23 protein-coding genes are annotated in these 19,776 nt (G+C 72.0%); 11 read left to right on the top strand and 12 right to left on the bottom strand.

The annotated features are described in order from the left end of the window. The first annotated feature begins 165 nt into the window (after positions 1 to 165). The 3 genes from ACIBK6_RS09115 to ACIBK6_RS09105 are packed head-to-tail and all read left to right on the top strand — an operon-like array spanning position 166 to position 2,367. Positions 166 to 360, top strand: coding sequence for a hypothetical protein (locus ACIBK6_RS09115; protein WP_399050103.1), 195 nt, complete (start codon positions 166 to 168; stop codon positions 358 to 360). Then, positions 353 to 1,093: a hypothetical protein gene (locus ACIBK6_RS09110; protein ID WP_399050102.1), complete on the top strand. Its 741-nt coding sequence runs from the start codon at positions 353 to 355 to the stop codon at positions 1,091 to 1,093. The genes ACIBK6_RS09115 and ACIBK6_RS09110 overlap by 8 nt, the downstream gene beginning before the upstream one ends. Then, positions 1,090 to 2,367 (top strand): sensor histidine kinase, encoded by a 1,278-nt coding sequence (locus tag ACIBK6_RS09105; protein WP_399050100.1) that lies wholly within the window; start codon positions 1,090 to 1,092, stop codon positions 2,365 to 2,367. The genes ACIBK6_RS09110 and ACIBK6_RS09105 overlap by 4 nt, the downstream gene beginning before the upstream one ends. A gap of 131 nt (positions 2,368 to 2,498) precedes the next feature. Here the strand turns inward: ACIBK6_RS09105 and ACIBK6_RS09100 are convergent, their stop codons facing one another. Next, complete coding sequence (locus tag ACIBK6_RS09100; protein WP_399050098.1) at positions 2,499 to 2,831, bottom strand: MazG-like family protein; 333 nt, start codon at positions 2,829 to 2,831, stop codon at positions 2,499 to 2,501. Positions 2,832 to 2,945: 114 nt separating this feature from the next. On the opposite strand from ACIBK6_RS09100, the gene ACIBK6_RS09095 reads away from it, so the two are divergent. Continuing rightward, positions 2,946 to 3,269 carry a nuclear transport factor 2 family protein gene (locus tag ACIBK6_RS09095; protein ID WP_399050096.1) on the top strand — a complete coding sequence of 108 codons (324 nt, stop codon included), beginning with the start codon at positions 2,946 to 2,948 and terminating at the stop codon, positions 3,267 to 3,269. Positions 3,270 to 3,285: 16 nt separating this feature from the next. Here the strand turns inward: ACIBK6_RS09095 and ACIBK6_RS09090 are convergent, their stop codons facing one another. After that, the gene (locus ACIBK6_RS09090; protein WP_399050094.1) at positions 3,286 to 4,164 is read right to left on the bottom strand and encodes a PhzF family phenazine biosynthesis protein; all 879 of its coding nucleotides are present in this window, start codon (positions 4,162 to 4,164) and stop codon (positions 3,286 to 3,288) included. A gap of 214 nt (positions 4,165 to 4,378) precedes the next feature. Then, positions 4,379 to 5,140 (bottom strand): SDR family oxidoreductase, encoded by a 762-nt coding sequence (locus tag ACIBK6_RS09085; protein ID WP_399050092.1) that lies wholly within the window; start codon positions 5,138 to 5,140, stop codon positions 4,379 to 4,381. A gap of 243 nt (positions 5,141 to 5,383) precedes the next feature. Here ACIBK6_RS09085 and ACIBK6_RS09080 point away from each other — a divergent pair, with 243 nt between their 5' ends. Together ACIBK6_RS09080 and ACIBK6_RS09075 are read left to right on the top strand one after the other, a co-directional pair. After that, entirely contained in the window at positions 5,384 to 6,724 is a 1,341-nt protein-coding gene (locus tag ACIBK6_RS09080) for a Bcr/CflA family multidrug efflux MFS transporter (protein WP_399050090.1), read from the top strand. Between the two features lie 9 nt (positions 6,725 to 6,733). Continuing rightward, entirely contained in the window at positions 6,734 to 7,756 is a 1,023-nt protein-coding gene (locus ACIBK6_RS09075; RefSeq protein ID WP_399050089.1) for a small ribosomal subunit Rsm22 family protein, read from the top strand. Here ACIBK6_RS09075 and ddaH read toward each other — a convergent pair whose 3' ends face one another. Then, positions 7,757 to 8,599, bottom strand: a complete 843-nt coding sequence (gene ddaH, locus ACIBK6_RS09070) for a dimethylargininase (RefSeq protein ID WP_399050087.1) — start codon at positions 8,597 to 8,599, stop codon at positions 7,757 to 7,759. It abuts the gene before it with no gap. Between the two features lie 456 nt (positions 8,600 to 9,055). On the opposite strand from ddaH, the gene ACIBK6_RS09065 reads away from it, so the two are divergent. After that, positions 9,056 to 9,793: a bifunctional DNA primase/polymerase gene (locus ACIBK6_RS09065; protein WP_399050086.1), complete on the top strand. Its 738-nt coding sequence runs from the start codon at positions 9,056 to 9,058 to the stop codon at positions 9,791 to 9,793. A 51-nt stretch (positions 9,794 to 9,844) separates the two neighbouring features. Here the strand turns inward: ACIBK6_RS09065 and ACIBK6_RS09060 are convergent, their stop codons facing one another. From ACIBK6_RS09060 to efeO, 4 genes are read right to left on the bottom strand one after another with little or no spacing between them, the layout of a single operon-like run. Then, positions 9,845 to 10,813: a hypothetical protein gene (locus ACIBK6_RS09060; RefSeq protein WP_399050186.1), complete on the bottom strand. Its 969-nt coding sequence runs from the start codon at positions 10,811 to 10,813 to the stop codon at positions 9,845 to 9,847. Continuing rightward, positions 10,701 to 11,675: an iron uptake transporter permease EfeU gene (efeU, locus tag ACIBK6_RS09055; RefSeq protein WP_399050084.1), complete on the bottom strand. Its 975-nt coding sequence runs from the start codon at positions 11,673 to 11,675 to the stop codon at positions 10,701 to 10,703. Before efeU ends, ACIBK6_RS09060 begins: the two co-directional genes overlap by 113 nt. Before the next feature lie 9 nt (positions 11,676 to 11,684). After that, positions 11,685 to 12,947 carry an iron uptake transporter deferrochelatase/peroxidase subunit gene (efeB, locus tag ACIBK6_RS09050; RefSeq protein WP_399050083.1) on the bottom strand — a complete coding sequence of 421 codons (1,263 nt, stop codon included), beginning with the start codon at positions 12,945 to 12,947 and terminating at the stop codon, positions 11,685 to 11,687. Positions 12,948 to 12,973: 26 nt separating this feature from the next. Beyond that, a complete protein-coding gene (efeO, locus tag ACIBK6_RS09045; RefSeq protein ID WP_399050082.1) occupies positions 12,974 to 14,119 on the bottom strand; it encodes an iron uptake system protein EfeO in 1,146 nt (381 codons plus the stop codon). Positions 14,120 to 14,293: 174 nt separating this feature from the next. Here efeO and ACIBK6_RS09040 point away from each other — a divergent pair, with 174 nt between their 5' ends. Next, positions 14,294 to 14,965 (top strand): PhzF family phenazine biosynthesis protein, encoded by a 672-nt coding sequence (locus ACIBK6_RS09040; protein ID WP_399050184.1) that lies wholly within the window; start codon positions 14,294 to 14,296, stop codon positions 14,963 to 14,965. 94 nt (positions 14,966 to 15,059) lie between these two features. On the opposite strand, the gene ACIBK6_RS09035 is transcribed toward ACIBK6_RS09040, so the two are convergent. Next, the gene (locus ACIBK6_RS09035; protein ID WP_399050081.1) at positions 15,060 to 15,722 is read right to left on the bottom strand and encodes a heme oxygenase (biliverdin-producing); all 663 of its coding nucleotides are present in this window, start codon (positions 15,720 to 15,722) and stop codon (positions 15,060 to 15,062) included. 147 nt (positions 15,723 to 15,869) lie between these two features. Beyond that, positions 15,870 to 16,739, bottom strand: coding sequence for a type I methionyl aminopeptidase (map, locus tag ACIBK6_RS09030; RefSeq protein WP_399050079.1), 870 nt, complete (start codon positions 16,737 to 16,739; stop codon positions 15,870 to 15,872). Between the two features lie 78 nt (positions 16,740 to 16,817). Here map and ACIBK6_RS09025 point away from each other — a divergent pair, with 78 nt between their 5' ends. After that, positions 16,818 to 17,045 carry a hypothetical protein gene (locus ACIBK6_RS09025; protein ID WP_399050078.1) on the top strand — a complete coding sequence of 76 codons (228 nt, stop codon included), beginning with the start codon at positions 16,818 to 16,820 and terminating at the stop codon, positions 17,043 to 17,045. 12 nt (positions 17,046 to 17,057) lie between these two features. Here the strand turns inward: ACIBK6_RS09025 and ACIBK6_RS09020 are convergent, their stop codons facing one another. Next, entirely contained in the window at positions 17,058 to 17,660 is a 603-nt protein-coding gene (locus ACIBK6_RS09020; protein ID WP_399050076.1) for a hypothetical protein, read from the bottom strand. Positions 17,661 to 17,757: 97 nt separating this feature from the next. Between ACIBK6_RS09020 and npdG the strand changes: the two genes are divergently transcribed. Both npdG and ACIBK6_RS09010 read left to right on the top strand, forming a co-directional pair. Further along, positions 17,758 to 18,471 (top strand): NADPH-dependent F420 reductase, encoded by a 714-nt coding sequence (gene npdG / locus ACIBK6_RS09015; RefSeq protein ID WP_399050075.1) that lies wholly within the window; start codon positions 17,758 to 17,760, stop codon positions 18,469 to 18,471. Between the two features lie 112 nt (positions 18,472 to 18,583). Beyond that, the gene (locus tag ACIBK6_RS09010; RefSeq protein WP_399050074.1) at positions 18,584 to 18,760 is read left to right on the top strand and encodes a hypothetical protein; all 177 of its coding nucleotides are present in this window, start codon (positions 18,584 to 18,586) and stop codon (positions 18,758 to 18,760) included. Here ACIBK6_RS09010 and ACIBK6_RS09005 read toward each other — a convergent pair. Then, a complete protein-coding gene (locus ACIBK6_RS09005) occupies positions 18,744 to 19,538 on the bottom strand; it encodes a site-2 protease family protein (protein WP_399050072.1) in 795 nt (264 codons plus the stop codon). The genes ACIBK6_RS09010 and ACIBK6_RS09005 overlap by 17 nt on opposite strands. Positions 19,539 to 19,776: the final 238 nt, after the last annotated feature.

Raw genomic sequence — 19,776 nt, 5'->3', positions numbered from 1 at the left:
GTTTCACCGTATGTGACCGTACGGTCATCGCTCGTGTGGCGGATCGCGGACGGCGGTCGTAGCGTGATCTGCGGCACCGAACCGGGAGCCCGTCCGGCCGCCGAGGCGGCGGGGCCCTCGGCAGGCGCCGCACACTCCGACTCGGGGCACACGAGGTGAACCGCCGTGCCTTCCCTGCACTTTCCCGTGATGGCCGCCCTCGCGGCCGCCGCCTTCTTCCTCTGCCACAAAGGCGGCACCAAGCTCTCGCACGCGCTCGTCTGCGCCGGGTTCGGGTTCTACTTCGCCGACACGGCGATGGCTCCGTCGCTGCACACCGCGATCAACTCGGTCACCGGCATGCTCGGACAGCTTGGCTGAGCACTCCGGCGCGGGTGCCGTCCGCCGTCCCGCGAAGTGGCCCGTCCTGGCCGTCTGCCTGGTCGCCGTACTGGCTGGCTGCGCGGACGTGGAGGGGCTGCACCGCGACGGAGCGGCGGCGAGCGTCTCCCCGCCGGAACCCCTGTGGCCGCGGATCCTGCCCTCCCCGCCCGGCCCCGAGCAGCAACGCGGCCGGCCGTTCGCCGTGCCCGGTGTGCCCGAGGTGCACTCCGGCGACATGCGGGACGCCGATCCGCTCGCCGTGGTCAAGGCGGACCTCGCCGCCGCCGAACGCGAGGACCGGGGCAACGGCTGGCTGGTGGACCGCAGGGCCGCCGACCGGGTGGTCCACTGCGCGCGGGCCGCCGACTGCGGGATACGCGAACCGGTCCTGCGCGACCTGACGGGCGACGGACGCGCCGAACTGATCACCGCCGTCGACATCGACGGCAGGACCAGCGAAATGCGCGTCTACCACGTGGTCGACTCCGTCGTCACCAGGGTGTTCTCCCGGCGCGCGGTCCTCGAAGGCGTCGAACTCGCCGCCGGACACCTCGCGATCCGCGAACCCACCTCGAACGACATGTTCGTGTACGTCGCGCACTACGGCTGGGACGGCCGGATGATGGCCCTCAGCGAGCTCAAGCTCGACACCTGCCGCGCACTCAAGCAGAGCTCCGGCATCCCCTGCGTCACACCGTCGCCCGCACGGGGCCGGGGCGGCCCCTCATGACGGCCTGGCGCGAGCGGCTGCGGCCGGGCTGGACGTACGGCCTGCGCTGGAAGATCGTGCTCACCGTGGCCGGGGTGGCCTGCGCCGTCGCCGCGATCCTCGGCGTCCTGGTGCACAACGTGCTGACCCGGCAGCGGGTGGACGAGGTCCGCAAGGAGGCGCGGCAGGACCTCGACGCCGCGCTCAAGGAGTACGCGTACGGCACCGAGACCGGCGACGGGCACGCCGCCACGCTCGACCCTGCCGAACTGCCCGTCCCGCTGCGGAAGTTGGCGTCCGGTGGCCAGCGCGGAATGATGGTCGGCGAGCAGGGCGGCGAGGCGGTCATGTGGGCGGCGGCCCCGGCCGGCGGGCACGTGCTCGCACTGTCCATTCCGTACAGGAGCACCCGTGACCACCTGCGCCAGATGGACACCGCGATCCTCGGCTCCGCGCTGCTGGCGGCGGGCAGCGTCACGCTGGCCGGCACCTATTTCGCCGGGCGGATCAGCCGCCGGCTGCGCCATACGGCCACGGTCGCGCGGCGGATCACCGACGGCGACCTCGATGTGCGCACCGGCATCCCGGCCGGCGGCAAGGGCGCCGAACGCGACGCGGTGACGGCGGTCGCCGTCGCCCTGGACTCGATGGCCGCGTCGCTGCAACGCCGCCTCGAATCGGAGAAGCGCTTCACCGCCGACGTCGCCCATGAGCTGCGCACCCCGCTCACCGGGATGCTGGCCGCCGCCGGGCTGCTGCCCGAGGGCCGCCCCAAAGAGATGATCAACGACCGTCTGCACGCGCTGCACACCCTCACCGAAGACCTCCTGGAGATCTCCCGCCTCGACGCGGGCGCCGAGCAACCGGAGCTGTCCGAGCACGAGTTGGGCGCGCTCGCCGGACGCGCGGTCCGCGCCACGGCGCTGCCCTGCGAGGTACGCGTCGTACGCGATGCCACCGTACGCACCGACCGGCGCCGCCTGGACCGGATCATCGCCAACCTCGTCGTCAACGCCCACCGGCACGGCGCGCCCCCGGTGAGCGTCACGGTGGACGGCCCGGTCATCGAGGTCCGCGACCACGGGCCCGGCTACCCGGCCGAACTCATCGACCGCGGCCCGCAGCGCTTCCGCACCGGCGACCCCGGCCGCGGCAGGGGCCACGGCCTGGGCCTGACCATCGCGGTCGGCCAGGCGGAAGTCCTCGGCATCGCCCTGCGCTTCGCCAATGCGCCCACCGGCGGGGCGGTTACGACGCTGCGGCTGCCCATGGCGGAGGCAGGCTTCGAGCCCTGAAGGGGCGCGGGGCTGTGACATCGTGCGGCTCCGCCGCGATGGGTTAAGGCCTTGGGGGAGAAGCCGAGAACGTGGGGGAGCGACCAGCCACGAAGCGCCCGCAGCCGAATTCCCGCCCAGCCCGCGGAGGCTCAGTCGCTGCCGAGCGAACGCCGGGCCACCTTGGCGAGATGGGCATCGAAGACGGCCCCCGCGTCCGGGGTCAGGGTGGTCAACGCAACCATCGCCGTGACGATCACATCGCACAGCTCGGACTGGACGTCCTGCCAGCTGTGCGAGACGCCCTTGCGCGGGTTCTGGCCGGTGGCGCCGATGACGGCCTCGGCGACCTCGCCCACCTCCTCCGACAGCTTCAGCATCCGCAGCAGCGTCTGCTGCTCGGGCGGTACGGGGCTCTGCTCGGTCAGCCAGGCGTGCAGGGCGGTGACGGTGGGCCAGGGGGAGTTCCAGGTGGAGTCGTCCATGGGCCCACGGTGTCATCACTCGGCAGAACACGAGTGGCGAGGGGCGCCGGGCTGGGGTGTCCTGGGGGATGTACGCCCCGGAAGCGGGCCGTTCCGTACCGACCAGGAGAGACCGTGACCATTGCCCTCGACAAGCTGACCGAACCGGCCGTGCGGGCCTTCGTCGGTGCGCTCAACGCCGGTGACCGCCATGCCTTCGCCGCCGCTCTGACGCCCGGCGCCACCATGTCCGACGACGGTTCGGACCGGGACGTCTCCGACTGGACCGAGCGCGAGATCTTCTCCTCCGGCGGGCACATGGACATCGAGAAGCAGACGCACGACGGGCTCGGCCTGGTCGCCAACTACCGCAACGACACCTGGGGCGAGATGCGCACCTCCTGGCGCTTCACCGTCGACGACGGGAAGGTCAGCCGCTTCGAGACCGGGCAGGCGTGACCAGCTGCTCCCTGGATCACCCGGGGATGCGGGTGCCGGTGCCGCTCACCCGCACGCGCGGATCACCGGCGTGCAGCGTCACGGTGAGCACGCCGGGGCGGCCCAGGTCCTCGCCCTGATGGAGCGTCAGCACCGACTCCTCGGCGACCAGCCCCAGTTCACGCGCGTACGCCCCGAACGCGGCGGCCGCCGCACCCGTCGCCGGGTCCTCCACGACGCCGCCGACCGGGAACGGATCGCGCACGTGGAAGACGGACTCCGAGGCGCGCCAGACCAGTTGGACGGTGGTGAGGTCGAGCCGGTGCATCAGCGTCGCGAGCCGGTCGAAGTCGTAGGAGAGATCGGCGAGGCGCTCCCGGGTGGCGGCGGCCAGCACGAGGTGGCGGGCCCCGGCGAAGGCGATCCGGGGTGCGATCGCCGGGTCGAGCGCCTCGGCCGGCCAGTCGAGGGCGGCCAGCGCCTCGGCGAGATCCTTGCCGTCGACCGCCTCGGAGTGCGGCTCGACGCTGGTCAGGGTGGCGCGCAGCCCGCCGCTCACCGGGTCCTCGGCGACGGTCACCGGGACCGTGCCGACGGGCGTCGCGAACGTCAGCCCGCCGGTGCCGATCCGCTCGCCCAGCGCGATCGCCGTCGCCACGGTGGCGTGCCCGCAGAACGGAACCTCGGCCTTCGGGCTGAAGTACCGCAGCGTGAACGCCCGCCCCGGCTCCCCGAGCCCCTCCGGCGGCGGCGTCAGGAACGCCGACTCGCTGTATCCCAGCTCGGCGGCGATCGCCAGCATCGCGGCATCGTCAAGCCCGGACGCGTCCGGGACGACACCGGCCGGATTGCCCCCGGCGGGATCACTGGAGAAAGCGGTGTATCGAAGAACCTCGGTCCGCGCAGCACTGGTCATGCCCACCCCAACTCCCCTCCCGGCCGGGCTATTCCAGGCCACTCGGCACTGCTGCGCGCGGGCGGGGACGGCAGGCGTGCGTGCCGGGCGTCGCGGGCCCGGGCGGGGGGCGGCGAGTGTGCGCGGTGCCAGGCGTCGTGGGCCCGGGCGGGGGGCGGCGAGTGTGCGCGGTGCCAGGCGTCGTGGGCCCGGGCGGGGTATCGGACACCGGCTCTCAGCCCCGGCCGATGTAGGGCATCGTGGTGGCCAGCACCGTGGCGAACTGGATGTTCGCCTCCAGCGGCAGCTCCGCCATGTGCAGCACCGTGCGCGCCACGTCCCGCGCATCCATCACCGGCTCCACCGCCAACTCCCCGTTGGCCTGCGGGATCCCGGTCTGCATGCGCTGCGTCATCTCCGTCGCCGCGTTGCCGATGTCGATCTGCCCGACGGCGATCCGGTACGGCCGCCCGTCCAGGGACAGCGACTTGGTCAGCCCGGTCATGGCGTGCTTCGTCGCCGTGTAGGCCACCGATTTCGGCCGGGGCGCGTGCGCCGAGATCGACCCGTTGTTGATGATCCGCCCGCCCTGCGGAGACTGCTCCTTCATCGCCCGGAACGCCGCCTGCGCACACAGGAACGCCCCGTTCAGGTTCACGTCCACCACCGCGCGCCACGCCTCGTACGACAGGTCCTCGACGGGCACCCCGCCGGGCCCGAACGTCCCCGCGTTGTTGAACAGCAGGTCCAGCCGCCCATGCGCCGCCCGCGCCGCGCCGAACAGCGCGCCGACCTCCTCCGGCGAGGTCACATCCGTAACGATGCACAGCACCTCGGCGGCCGGCCCCGCCAGCGCCGCGGTCTCCTCCAGGGCCTCGGCGCGGCGCCCGGCCAGGGTCACCGCCCAGCCCGCACCGGCCAGGACCAGCGCCACGGAACGGCCGATGCCGGACCCGGCACCCGTCACGACGGCAGACTTCTGCGAGGTGATGTCCATGCGCCCGGAGCGTACGGGAGCGAAGTCCCCGCGAGGCCCCCCGTCCGCCATGTGGGAGCCGCGTGCCGGTGTGCCTGGGCCTGCCGGTCTGCCCCCGACCTGCCGGTCCGCCCCAGGCCCAGGGGTTTACCCCCGGCCTTCCGGTGTGACCCGTCCCTCCTTTCCCGTCCGCCCCGAGTGGCCCCACCAGCCGGGGCGGGCTGAGAGCATGGTTATTCGATTCAACTTTCAGGAGAGAAACTGATGCCGGAGCGCGGGGGCCAGGACACCCAGAGCCACACATCGACCAGAGCCGCCACCGAGGCCGCCGCCAAGGCTGCCCCTGGTGGTGCCAAGGCCGCCGTTCGCCGCACCAGTCTTCTGGTGACCCTCGTGCTCGGCGGGCTCACCGCGCTTCCCCCGCTCTCCATGGACATGTACCTCCCGGCGCTGCCCGAGGTCACCGGCGCGCTGCGCTCGCCCGCCGCGACCGTCCAGCTCACCCTGACCGCCTGCCTGGTCGGCATGGCACTCGGCCAGCTCGTCGTCGGGCCGATGAGCGACAAGTGGGGACGCCGCCGCCCCCTGCTCATCGGCATGGTCGTGTACGTCGTCGCCACCGCGGTCTGCGCCTTCGCCCCCAACGTCGAACTGCTCGTCGCCTTCCGCCTGTTGCAGGGCCTGGCCGGGGCCGCGGGCATCGTGATCGCCCGCGCCGTGGTGCGCGATCTGTACGACGGTGTGGAGATGGCCCGCTTCTTCTCCACCCTGATGCTGATCTCCGGCGTCGCACCCGTGGTGGCGCCGCTGATCGGCGGACAGGTGCTGCGCCTGACCGACTGGCGCGGCGTCTTCGCCGTGCTGACCGTGATCGGTGTCCTGCTCACCGCCGTCGTCTGGAAGTGGCTGCACGAGACGCTGCCGGTGGACCGGCGGCACTCGGGCGGTGTCGGCGAGGCCCTGCGGACCATGGGCGGCCTGCTCAAGGACCGGGTCTTCACCGGCTACATGCTCGCGGGCGGGCTGGCCTTCGCCGCACTGTTCGCCTACATCTCGGCCTCCCCGTTCGTGGTGCAGGAGATCTACGGCGCCTCCCCGCAGACGTTCTCCCTCCTGTTCGGTCTGAACTCCGTCGGCCTGGTCGTCGTCGGCCAGATCAACGGCAAGCTCCTCATCGGCCGGGTCAGCCTGGACAAGGCGCTCGGCTTCGGTCTGGCCGTCATCACCCTGGCGGCGACGGCGCTGCTCCTCATGACCTCCGGTGTGTTCGGCCACGTCGGTCTCGCGCCGATCGCGGCCGGACTGTTCGTCCTGATGTCGGCGATGGGGCTCGCCATGCCGAACACCAACGCCCAGGCCCTGATGCGCACCCCGAACGCCGCCGGATCCGCATCCGCCCTGCTCGGCACCTCCTCGTTCCTGATCGGCGCGATCGTCTCCCCGCTGGTCGGCATCGCGGGCGAGGCGACCGCCGTGCCCATGGCGGTCGTCCAGCTCGCCTCGGCCGTCGCGGCCCTGCTCTGCTTCCTGCTGCTGTGCCGGCCCTGGCAGCTCAAGGCCGGGCCGCTCACCTCAGCGGCCGTTCCCGCGACGCCGCAAAAGTAGACTCCCCCGGTGAACCACTCCCTCCCCTTCCCGGAAGTGCTGCGCTCGGCCCTGGCCGGACTGCTCGACGGACTGCCGCCCTCGCAGGCCGCGGTCGCCGTCGACCGGCTGATCGGCCACTACCGCGGCGTCGTGCCCACCCACGCCCCGGTGCTGCGGGACCGCTCCGATGTCGCCGCCTACGCCGCGTACCGGATGCCCGCCACCTTCGAGGCGGTGCGCTCCGCGCTCGGCGCGTTCCGGGACGCGACCGGGGAGTGGACCCCCGCCACGCACACCGACATCGGCGGCGGCACCGGCGCGGCGAGCTGGGCGGTCGCCGAGGCCTGGCAGGACGAACCCGGCGCCCCCGTCGCCACCACCGTCCTGGACTGGGCGGAGCCCGCGCTCGCCGTCGGCCGCGAACTCGCCCAGGCCTCCGGGCTCCCCGGGCTGCGCGCCGCCCGCTGGGAACGCGCCCGCATCGGCTCGGCGCTCACCCTGGAGAGCACCGGCCTCATCACCGTCTCCTACGTCCTGAACGAGCTCACCCCCGACGACCGCCGCTCCCTCGTGGACGCCGCCGCCCGCGCCGCCACCGGCGCCGTCGTCATCGTGGAGCCCGGCACCCCCGACGGCTACGCCCGGATCATCGAGGCGCGGGACCGGCTGATCGCGGCCGGACTGCACATCGCGGCGCCCTGCCCGCACAGCGCCGCCTGCCCCATCGAGCCCGGCACCGACTGGTGCCACTTCTCGGCCCGGGTCAGCCGCTCCTCCCTGCACCGCCAGGTCAAGGGCGGTTCACTGGCGTACGAGGACGAGAAGTTCAGCTACGTCGCCGCTACCAGGTTCACCCCGGAACCCGCCACCGCGCGGGTCACCCGCCGGCCCCAGATCCGCAAGGGCCAGGTGCTGCTCGACCTGTGCACCGCCGAGGAGCAGCTGCGCCGCGAGACGGTCACCAAACGTCACGGCGCTCTGTACCGCGCGGCCCGGGATGCCGAGTGGGGCGACTCCTGGCCGCCCCACCCCGCAGAGCCGGCCCCGTAGTCAGGAACGCAGTTCCTGGGTGCAGCACTTCACGCTGCCGCCGCCCTTGAGCAGCTCGCCCAGATCCATGCCGACCGGCTCGTAACCGCGTGCGCGCAGCGGGTCGAAGAGGCCGACCGCGGCCTGGGGGAGCAGGACGTGGTGGCCGTCGCTCACCGCGTTGAGCCCGAGTGCCGCCGCGTCCGGCTCCTCGGCGAGCAGGGCGTGCGGGAACAGCCTGGACAGCACGGCCCGGCTGCCGGGCGAGAAGGCCGGCGGGTAGTACATGATCTCGTCGGCCGTGTCGTCGAGGACGCAGAGGGCCGTGTCCAGGTGGTAGTAGCGCGGGTCGACCAGGTCGAGGCCGATCACCGGGCGGCCGAAGAACTCCTGGGCCTCGTCGTGCGAGAGCGGGCTGGAGCGGAAGCCGCGCCCGGCGAGCAGATAGGAGGCCGTGACGGCGAAGTCGCCTTCGCCCTCGTTGATGTGGGACGGCTCGTGGACGGTGGTGAAGCCGTGCGCACGGAACCAGTCGAGGTGGGCCTCGGCCTCCGCCGCGCGCTCCGGATGCGCGAAGCGGGCGGCGAGCACCCGGCCGTCGATCACGGTGGCTCCGTTGGCGGCGAAGACCATGTCGGGCAGGTCGGGGCGGGGTTCGAGCAGTTCGACGGTGTGGCCGAACGAGCGGTACCGGTCGCGCAGGTCCTCCCACTGGGCCAGGGCCAGCGGCAGGTCGATCGGTTTCGCGGGGTCCATCCAGGGATTGATGGAGTACGTGACCTTGAAGTGTGCCGGTGGGCACATCAGATAGCGCCGGGGTCGGGCGGTTCTCGGCGAGCGGAGGTCACGGGCGTTACGAGGCAATGAGGGCTCCTCACGGGCGACTTGGGCCGCACGAGCGCGCAGCCCCGTGCAGCCATGGTCCGCCGTGCCGGGCGCCCGCGCAGTGAACCGTCCGGGTGTTTTTCACCTGGCCCATACGGTTCAGCCGCGCGTTCCCGGCGCTTGTGGTGCCGTGCGCCCCTCCTTCAGCTTCCGTAGCAGCTCGCGCTCGTGTGCCAGGGGGTCCAGGCCGCCGCCCGGGCCCCGGCCGCCGGCTGCTGCGGACCCCGCCGCTCACCCACGCGTACGCGGACAGCGCCGTCGGCCACGCGCTGCGCGCAATCGCCCCGCGCTGATCATCCGGCGGCCGCCCGTTGGTCATGGGCGGGTCATGTCACACACCCCGGTTGTCGAGTGCGGTCACCCGGGGCGCAGGATGGTGGGACGATGTTCATCGTGGACGAGTCCGTTGGGGTCAACGGTGAGGTGAGGGGATAGATGGGCGCTGAGTTCGGCCGTTCCCGCGGCGAGGAGAGCAAACTGTCCCGCTGGCTGCGCAGGCGGCCCAAGGACGCTCCGGGCGCGGACCAGGGCCGGCTCGGGCTGCTCCTGGCCGTGGCCGCCGCCGAGCTGCCGCTGGCGCCCGCCGCGTACCCCGTCGGCTTCCGATGTTCCTGTGAGCGCGTCGGGTGTCCCACGCCCGCCCGCCACCCCGTCTCCTTCGCCTGGCAGACGCAGTCGACCACCGACCGCGCGCAGATCGAGCGCTGGGCGCTGGGGCAGCCCGAGGCCAACTTCATCACCGCGACCGGCATGGTCCACGACGTGCTCGACGTGCCGCTACAGGCGGGGCGCGAGGCGCTCGCCCGGCTCCTGTCCGAGGGGGTCGAGGTCGGCCCCGTCGCGGAGTCCGGCGGCGACGGGGACCACGGGCGCATGCTGTTCTTCACCGCGACCCGGGGCACGCCCGAGGACGAGGACGAATGGTGGCCCTGCGAGCTCGACTGCCATCCCGAGACGATGGACGAGCATCCGGGGCTGCGGTGGCACTGCCGGGGGAGCTATGTGCTCGTGCCGCCGGCGCGGTTGCCGGGCGAGCTCGGGGTGGGGTGGGTGCGGGGGCCGGAGCATGCGCTTCCGGATCCGCTGACGCTGCTTGAGGCGTTGACCGATGCGTGTGCGCGGTACGCGGGTGAGGCCGGGTCGCACGCCGTGGCTTGGCCCCTGGGGCGCTAGCCCCCCGGGCGGCGGTGGGCGCCTTCGGCGTGGAGTTCCCCGCGCGTGGCCTCACTCGCCCTTCGTCGAGACCAGCCCCTGCACCCGGTTCGCCACCACCACGCGGCCCTGGGTCGGGATCAGGGCCAGTTCGTTGGAGATCCACTCCCTTGTGAGGGAGGTTTTGACGTCGCCGGTCAGGAGAGCCTTCTCGTCGGGGCTGATGTCCAGGCGGACGCCCTTCGCCGCGGTCTGGCGCTCGAAGTGGCGGGTCGAGAAGAAGACCAGCGCCCGGTCGTCCGCGGTGCGCAGGCCCAGCGGTGCGAAGTCGCCGTCGGTCAGCGGCTGGTCGATGAACTGGCTGATCCGGCCGGACCGTACCGCGTTCTTCTGGCGCGAGTTCCGCCAGCCGCTGGTGTTCTCGCCGTCCGCGAACACCGGCGGCTTCCCGTCCTGGAGGTACGAGGCGTAGTCCGCGCTCACGTCCTTCGGGGCGAGCGCGAGCGAGGGGTCGTCGGGGCGCACCGGCTCCGCCCAGCCGTCCTTGTCCGTCTTGAAGGCGGGTACGTCCGCGGCGCCCAGGACCGACAGGTAGGCGGCCTTCCACACCTGGTCGGGGCCGCCGCGCAGGAAGAGCAGCAGCCAGCGGGTGTCGTTCGGACCCTTGTGGTTCCCCCGGTCGGGGTCGGTGTCGGCGACGAACCAGCGCGGCCAGCCCGCCTGCTTGGGGATCGTGAACTTGGCGTCCGTCAGCGCCAGTTCCGAGTGCTGGGTGTTGCCGCCGGGGTTGGTCGCATGGCGCGCCTTGAGGCCCGCCTGGTTGGTGGCGCCGAGCGCGCCGGTGACCCGGCCCGCGTCCAGGGCCGGGTCGTAGGCCTTGTCGGCCCTGTTGTAGGCGTCGGTGAAGTCGGCGAGCGCCTTGGCGGCCTCAGCCCTCGTCGCCGACGGTACGACGTCCCGCTCCCCGTGCACCGTCACGCAGCCGCTCGCGGTCACCGTCAGTACGGTCGCCGTCGCGAGCCCCGCCACCAGCCGACTCACCCGTCTCATGAACCGCCTTCTGCCCCTCGACCCTCGTGGTCCCCTTGGACTTCCGGAACCCTACCGGGGCGAAGAAGAACACGAGCGTGGGGATCAGGTACAGCGCCCACACCACGACCTGGACGACGGTCGGGTCGGGCTGGAAGTTGAGGACGCCCTTGAGCAGGGTGCCGTACCAGCTGTCCGGCGGGATCGCCGAACTGATGTCGAAGGCATGGGAGTTGATGCCCGGGACGAAGTCGGCCTCCTGGAGGTCGTGCACTCCGTACGCGAGGACGCCCGCCGCGACGACCACCAGCATGCCGCCGGTCCACGTGAAGAACTTGGCCAGGTTGATCTTCAGCGCGCCGCGGTAGAACAGCCAGCCCAGGCACACCGCGGTGGCCAGGCCGAGCAGGGCGCCGATCATCGGCTGGGCGGTGCCGTTCTCGGAACCGGCCGCGTGCACCGAGGTCCACACGAACAGCGCGGTCTCCAGACCCTCCCGGCCGACCGCGAGGAACGCGGTCGCCACCAGCGCGCCGGTGCCCATCCGCAGCGCCGAGTCGAGTTTGCCGTGGAGCTCGGTCCTCAGATGCCGCGCGGTGCGCCGCATCCAGAACACCATCCAGGTGACCAGGGCCACGGCGATGATCGACAGCGATCCGCCGAGCGCCTCCTGGGCCTTGAACGTCATTTCCTGCGAGCCGAATTCGAGCCCGGCGCCGAAGCCGAAGGCCACGGTCACGGCGACCGCGATGCCGGTCCACACCGGCCTCAGGGCGTCGCGCCGGCCGGTCTTCACCAGGTACGCGACCAGGATGCAGACGACCAGGCTGGCCTCCAGACCCTCGCGCAGGCCGATCAGATAGTTGGCGAACATGTCGTCCTCTCAGCCGAAGAGTCCCCGGCCCCACCAGTCGCCCTTGTCGCGGACGCCCGGCGGGATCGCGAAAATCGCCGAACCCACGTGCTGGATGTATTCGTTGAGCGCGTCGTTCTTGGCCAGGCCGCGCTGGATCGGCAGGAAGCCCTTGCGTACGTCGCGCTGGTACGCCAGGAAGAACAGGCCCGCGTCCAGGCGGCCGAGACCGTCCGTGCCGTCCGTGAAGGAGTAGCCGCGGCGCAGGATCGTCGCCCCGTTGTTGGTGTCGGGGTGGGCGAGCCGGACGTGCGCGGTCGGCTTCATCGCCTTCAGGAACGGCTCGTCGCGCTCCTTGGCCTTGCCGACCGGGGCGCCCTCGCCCTTGTCGCGGCCGAAGACGTCCTCCTGCTCCTGGAGCGAGGTGCGGTCCCAGGTCTCGATGTGCATCCGGATGCGGCGGGCCACCAGGTAGGAGCCGCCGGTCATCCAGTCGGTGCCGTCCTTCTCGCCGACCCAGACGTGCTGGTCGAGGGCGTTGGCGTCGGTGCCCGACACGTTCCGGGTGCCGTCCTTGAAGCCCATCATGTTGCGCGGGGTCTGCGCGTCCGGCGTCGTCGAGGACGTCTTGCCGAAGCCCAGCTGCGACCAGCGGATGGCGACCTTGCCCATGCCGATGCGGGCCAGGTTGCGGATCGCGTGCACCGCGACCTGCGGGTCGTCCGCGCAGGCCTGAACGCACAGGTCGCCGCCGCTGCGCGCCGGGTCGAGGTTGTCCTTGGGGAACCGCTCGATGTCGACCAGCGCCTCGGGCCGCCTGGCCTCAAGTCCGAAGCGGTCCTTGGCGAAGAGGGAGGGGCCGACGCCGAAGGTCAGGGTCAGCCGGGACGGCTTGAGGCCGAGCGCCTCACCGGTGTCGTCCGGCGGCGCCTCGCCGAGACCGCCGTACGCGCCCTCGCCGACCGCCTTGCCCTCGGTCATCGCCCGCGCCGCCGCCGTCCAGTCCTTGAGGAGCTGGACGAGTTCGGCGCGGTCCTTCGTCGTCACGTCGAACGAGGCGAAGTGCAGCCGGTCCTGGACGGCGGTGGCGATGCCGGCCTGGTGGGCGCCGTGGAACGGCACCGCGGCACCGGTGTCGGCGGTCGGCACCGTATCGCCGCCGTTCGCCTTCACGGCCGCGACGGCGCCGCCGGCCGCGGCCGCGCCGAGCGCGAGGCCCGCGCCTCCCCAGCCGAGCAGCGCCCGGCGGGACGGTGCCCTGGCGGGCCCGGTGACCTCGGTCGTGTCGGTCATGACGGATCTCCTCCTGGCTCCGGGCGTTACTTCGTGACGGCGGCGGCGAGCTTCGACAGCGGCTCGGCGAGCGCGTTCACCGTGTCGGAGAGCTGCTTGCGGTCGCTCTCGCCGACCTTGTCGTACGCCGTGAAGTCGTAGGAGTTCTTGTCCGTGCGGTACTTGTCGAGCAGCGCGTCCAGGGCCGCGAACTGCTTGTCCAGCTCGGTGGTGAGCGCCGGGTCGTTCTTCGCGGCGACCGGCTTGAGCAGCTCGTACGCCTTCTGGGCGCCCTCGACGTTGCCCTTGAAGTCGGACAGGTCGGTGTGGCTGTAGCGGTCCTCCTCGCCGGTGATCTTCCCGGTGGCGACCTCGTCCAGGAGTTCCTTGGCGCCGTTGGCCATCGAGGTCGGGGTGATCTCGGCGGTGCCGACCCGCTTCTGCCAGTCGGTCAGGTCCTTGTCCAGCTCGGTGGCGAGGTCCTTCTCGTCCTGGCCGATCCTGTTGTCGGCCCACAGCGCCTTCTCCAGGCGGTGCCAGCCGGTCCACTTCTGGCCCTTCTCCAGGCCGTTCTCGCGGGTGTCGGTCTTCGGGTCGATGTCGCCGAACGACTCGGCGACCGGCTCGGTGCGCTCCCAGCCGAGCCGCGAGGGGGCGAACGCCTTCTTCGCGGCGTCCAGGTCGCCGGCCCGCACCGCGTCGGTGAACACCTTCGCCTTGGGCAGCGTCTCGTCGGCCTGCTCCTGGGCGTACTTGCGGTACTCGGCGACCGCCGTGTCCAGCTGCGGGTTGCGCTTGACCGCGGCGGCGCCGGTGACGGTGACCTTCTGGCGGATGCCGTCGCCCTTCATGCCGGGCTTGCAGGCGACCTCGTAGGAGCCGGCCTTGACCTCGGCGGTGAGCTGCTGCTTGAGGCCGGGGCCGATGTTCTCGCGCTCGGCGACGATGCGGTCGTCGGGGAAGAGGAGGTAGACCTCGGTGACCTTGGCGCCCTTGTTCGCGATGTCGAACGTGATGTGTCCGGCCGGGAACTCGGTCTTCGACAGCTTGCAGGAGTCGTCGGTGGCGGTCACCTGGACCGCGCCACCGGCGCCGCCGGCCTTGGTGTCGCTCTTGTCCGCGCAGCCCGTGACGGCGGTCAGGGCCGCCACGGCAGCGGCGGCGGTGACTACGGAGGTACGGACGGGTCGCATGCGGGCTCCACGCTGGGTCAGGGTCGAACGCCCCTACTGAGGCTGACCTAACTTAACCGAGCCTTACCTAACGTCTGTCCACGGGGTGCGTGATTCAACTCTCACCGCGCCTGTCCGGCGAGCCCGGGACCTGGGGCGGGACCGGCGGCGCCCTGATGCTTCAATGCCTGCGTGATGGAACTCGACGTACTGATCGACGTGCTCAACGTCTTCTGCGGCCCCGACGGGCGGCACGGAAACGCCCTCGGTGTGGTGCGCGAGGGCACGGCCGTGCCCGGTGCGGCGGCCCGGCAGGAGCTGGCGCGCCAACTCGGCTTCAGCGAGACCGTGTTCGTGGACGACCCCGAGCGCGGCACCGTCGACATCTACACCCCGGGACTGCGGCTGCCGTTCGCCGGGCACCCGCTGGTCGGCACCGCCTGGCTGCTCGACCTGGACGTCCTCGAACTGCCCGTCGGCGACATCCTCGCCCGCCAGGACGGGGAGTTCACCTGGATCACGGCCCGCGCGGAGTGGGCCCCGCCGCGCACCCTGCGGCAGTACGCGTCGGCCGCTGAGGTCGACGCGCTCGCGGTGCCCGAACCGGGGGAGTGGATCTATGCCTGGGGCTGGGCCGACGAGGCCGCCGGGCGGGTACGGGCGCGGGCCTTCCCCGGCCGTGGCGACGGCATCGACGAGGACGAGGCGACCGGCGCCGCCGCCCTGCTGCTCACCCAGCAGCTCGGCCGGGCCCTGAACATCACCCAGGGCCGGGGCTCGCAGCTCCTCACGGCCCCCGGCCCCGACGGCACCATCGAGATCGGCGGGCGGGTGCGGTTGGAACGCGCTGTCACGCGAGGCCTTTAGGGGCGCGGGGAACTGTGCGAGCAACCCCGCACGGCCCGCACCCGGACCCGATAGGGGGCGCGGGGAATTGCGCACCCCCCGCCCCAGCGGAGCGTCACGCGCTGAGCGGGAACTCCTCGCCGAGCTCTCGGAACACCGCCGTGTTCAGCGCGAACGCGCGCTTGCACTCGTCCACGATCCGCTGCTTCTCCAGGTCGTCCGCGCGCACCGCGTCGAGCAGTTCGCGGTAACTCCGCTTGAACGCGGCCGGGTTGGGGATCTGCTCGAAGACGTAGAACCGTACGCCGTCGCCCTTGCGCGCGAAGCCCCAGGTCCGCTCCGCCCGGTCGCGGATGATCTGGCCGCCCGAGAGGTCGCCGAGGTAGCGGGTGTAGTGGTGCGCCACGTACCCGGCGGGCCAGCTCCGCGCGCACTCGGCGACGCGCTCGGCGTACGCGGCCGTCGCGGGCAGCGGGGCGGCGGCGCGCCGCCAGCCCGCGCCGCGCAGATGGGCCAGGTCCCGCTCCAGTTCGGCGGTGCGCATCAGCTCGGCCCGGATGAACGGCCCGGCCACCGGGTCCTGGGCGAGGGCCGCGGCGCCCTCCTCCAGGGCCCGGTACACGAACCAGAGCTGCTCGGTGTAGCGGGCGTACGCCGCCACCCCGAGCCGGCCGCCGAGCAGATCCCCCATGAACGTCGACGTCTCCGCCTCCGTGTGCTGCTCGTGCGAGGCAGTGCGGATGAGGGTGGAGAACGGCGTGGTCGCGGTCGTGGTCAAGGCGGGCCTCCGGGGACCGATTGCGGGAACCACGGGAATCGTCTCAACTTAGGCTTACCTAAGTCAACCAGTTCCCGACGTCCTGTCGGTAAAAACGTACCCGCTGGGCCCGGACAGGACACGCGCTCGAAAAAAGCGGCGCCCGCACTACGGCAGGGTGAGGATCTCCGCGCCCGTCTCGGTGACCACCAGGGTGTGCTCGAACTGGGCCGTCCGCCTGCGGTCCTTGGTGACGACCGTCCAGCCGTCCTCCCACATGTCGTACTCGTGGGTACCGAGGGTGAGCATCGGCTCGATCGTGAAGGTCATGCCCGGCTTGATCACGGTGGTCGCGTGCGGGGCGTCGTAGTGCGGCACGATCAGGCCGGAGTGGAAGGCCGTGCTGATCCCGTGGCCCGTGAAGTCCCGTACGACGCCGTAGCCGAAGCGCTTCGCGTACGACTCGATCACCCGGCCGATGATGTTGATCTGGCGGCCGGGCCGGACCGCCTTGATGGCGCGGTTCAGGGACTCCCGGGTCCGCTCGACCAGCAGCTTCGACTCCTCGTCGACGTCCCCGCAGAAGTAGGTGGCGTTGTTGTCGCCGTGCACGCCGCCGATGTACGCGGTGACGTCCAGGTTCACGATGTCGCCGTCCTTCAGGACGGTCGAGTCGGGGATGCCGTGGCAGATCACCTCGTTCACCGAGGAGCACAGCGACTTGGGGAAGCCGCGGTAGCCGAGAGTCGAGGGGTAGGCGCCGTGGTCGCACATGAACTCGTGGGCGACCCGGTCGAGTTCGTCGGTCGTCACCCCCGGCGTGATGAGCTTGGCCGCTTCCTCCATCGCCCGCGCCGCGATCCGGCCCGCGGTCCGCATCAGCTCGATCGTTTCGGCGGTCTGCACTTCGGGGCCGGTGTACGGCGTGGGCATCGGCTTCCCGACGTACTCGGGACGCCGGATGTTACCCGGGACGGAACGGGCCGGAGAGATCTCCCCGGGCGCGAGCAGGGACTGCGACTTCGGCTGGCCAGACATGCCGGCGAGTCTATCGAGCGGGTGTGGGGCAGCATGGCCTTGAGGCCCACGGCCCACTGTCCCAGGGAAGAGGCACCCATGGCTCTGTTCAAGAAGCGCACCGTCGGCAAACCCGGCGAGTGGTACTACTGCCTGGTCCACCACAAGGTCGAGGAGGGCCCGGAGTGCCCGGCCAAGGACCGGTTCGGGCCGTATACGAGTCGCGAGGAGGCCACGCACGCGATGGAGAGCGCGCAGGAGCGGAACCTGGAGTGGGAGACGGACCCCAAGTGGCACGACAAGTCCTCGCAGGGCGAAACGGACTGACCCCGCAAGCGGCTACCAGCGTCCCGGCGGCGGGGCCGTCAGCTGGTCGGCCAGCCGGCTGAGGCGGTCGCGGAACCGGCGCGGGCCGCGCTGCGGCGGCAGCGTGTTCTCGCCCGCGGCGGCGCTGACCAGGTGCTGAATGGTGTCCAGGTCGAGCTCCGCGTCCGGGGTCACCGTCAGGCACTCGTGGACCAGGCCCCGCACCTCCCGGTCGCCGCCGTCCAGGGCGAGGACGGTGGCGCCCGCCCGGCGTGCGTCGTGGACGCGTTCGAGCAGGCCCTCGGCGGGCCGCTCCGGCGCCACCACGAGCAGGGTCTCGCCGCGCCGGGCCGCCGCCAGGCGGCCGAGCCCGACGGACAGGTGCCGGGGCCCGCCCGGCTCGGTGCGGTGGCGCACCAGTGTCGGGCTCAGCTCGGGCAGCCCCGACCAGGCCGCCTCGTCGGTGAGGTGGGCGGCCAGATGCCACGGCTCGTACCGCTCGGTCCCGACCAGGAGCAGCCCGCCGCCGTGCGGTACGACGGAGGAGCGCAGCACGCCCGCGAAGCGGCGGGTGGCCCGCAGCCACTCCGTCCCGGCGAGCACTTCCCGCAGCAGCGCGACCCGTACGGCGTCCATGGCCCGGCATCCTGCCGCATCCCGCGCGCGGCGGGGCCCGAACGGAGCTTCCTCATCCGAAGGAAGGCCCCCGCTACGGCCGAGTAGGGTCGCCCTCATGACTTCCACTGACAATGCTGGGAACGCTTCGAAGCCCGCCGCGAGGGATCCCTGGGACCTTCCGGACGTCTCCGGCCTCGTCGTCGGCGTGCTCGGCGGCACCGGCGACCAGGGCCGCGGCCTCGCCTACCGGCTCGCCCGGGCCGGCCAGAAGGTGATCATCGGCTCGCGGGCCGCCGAGCGCGCGCGGAGCGCCGCGGACGAACTCGGCCTCGGCGTCGAGGGCGCCGACAACGCCGAGTGCGCGCGGCGCAGCGACATCGTGATCGTGGCGGTGCCGTGGGACGGGCACGCCAAGACGCTCGACTCGCTGCGTGCGGAGCTCGCGGGCAAGCTCGTGATCGACTGCGTCAACCCGCTCGGTTTCGACAAGCAGGGCGCGTACGCGCTGAAGCCCGAGGAGGGCAGCGCCGCCCAGCAGGCCGCCGCGCTGCTGCCGGAGTCCCGGGTGACCGCGGCCTTCCACCACCTGTCGGCCGTGCTGCTCCAGGACGAGTCGATCGAGGAGATCGACACGGACGTGATGGTGCTCGGCGAGGTCCGCGCCGACACCGACCTCGTGCAGGCGCTGGCCGGCCGGATCCCCGGGATGCGCGGTGTCTTCGCGGGGCGGCTGCGCAACGCGCACCAGGTCGAGTCGCTCGTCGCCAACCTGATCTCGGTGAACCGGCGCCACAAGGCCCACGCGGGGCTGCGCGTCACCGACGTGTGAGCGGCCCCGGGCCATGGGGGACACTGGACGGTGAGTGCCCGGCGGCACTCACCGTCCGCCGTTTCGACATCAGTGCCGAAGTAGCCGAAGTACCCGACAGGAGCCGACCTCCATGCCCCGCCTCGCTCTGTACGCCCTCGTCGTCTGTGTCCTCGCCGTCGCCGCGGCCGTGGTCTCCTTCGTCCAGGGCAGCTGGCTCGGGATCATCTGGGTCCTGCTGGCCGGGCTCTCGTCCAACATGACGTGGTACTACCTGCGCAAGGGGCGGCTCGCTAGCGCGGCGGAGTGAGTGAGAGGTCCGGCCAGAACTGGTAGAGGCTGTGGCCGGTGGCCGCGTCCAGGTCGGACACCCCGAGCCCGTCCAGGAGCGCGTAGACCAGGCGGAAGAACTCCTGGTTGAGCTGGGGGATCCAGAGCAGCCCGAACACCGCGAGCAGTCCGAACGGCGCGAACGGCTCGACCTGGCGCCGCACCTCGTACGACAGCCACGGCTCGACTATCCCGTAGCCGTCCAGGCCCGGCACCGGCAGGAAGTTCAGGACCGCGGCCGTCACCTGGAGCAGCGCCAGGAAGGCCAGCGCGCTGCGGAAGTCGGCGGGCACCCCGTCAAGGGCGTGCAGCCAGAACGGCGCGGTGCACACGATCGCGAACAGTACGTTGGTGAGCGGGCCCGCCGCCGAGATCAGGCTGTGCCGCCAGCGGCCCCGGATCCGGCCCCGCTCGATGAACACGGCGCCGCCGGGCAGACCGATGCCGCCCATGATCACGAAGATCACCGGTAGCACGATCGACAGCAGCGCGTGCGTGTACTTCAGCGGGTTGAGCGTCAGATAGCCCTTGGCGCCGACCGAGATGTCCCCGCTGTGCAGCGCGGTGCGGGCGTGCGCGTACTCGTGCAGGCACAGCGACACGACCCAGGCTGCCGTCACGAACAGGAACACGGCGAGGCCGCGGGAGGCGGCATAGCTCGTCCACACCGCCCACCCGGAGACCGCCATGACGGCGACGATCCCGAGGAAGACCGGGCTGATCCGCCGGTCGGAGTGGCGGAAGTGTGCGGTGGCCATGCCAAGGGCTCCTGGGGGTAGGGGGTGTCCGGCGGGTCGCGCCCGACCGTACAGGGGCCGGGAGCGCGCGGGAAATCCAGGCCGGGCAAGAATCTTCAGCGCACGGTTCGCCCCCTTACTGCCTCGAATCACACACTTACGGCCTTCAACGACTCGGGAAGCGGCGGGAGTTCCGCCCCTCCGGGCCGGGTTCGGCCGGGCCGGGGGAGCTCCGCCCGGCGCGTCGTTGAGAATGGGG

It is taken from the genome of Streptomyces sp. NPDC050485, assembly GCF_044458185.1.
GTDB lineage: Bacteria > Actinomycetota > Actinomycetes > Streptomycetales > Streptomycetaceae > Streptomyces.
This window is presented reverse-complemented; position numbering and strand designations above follow the sequence as displayed.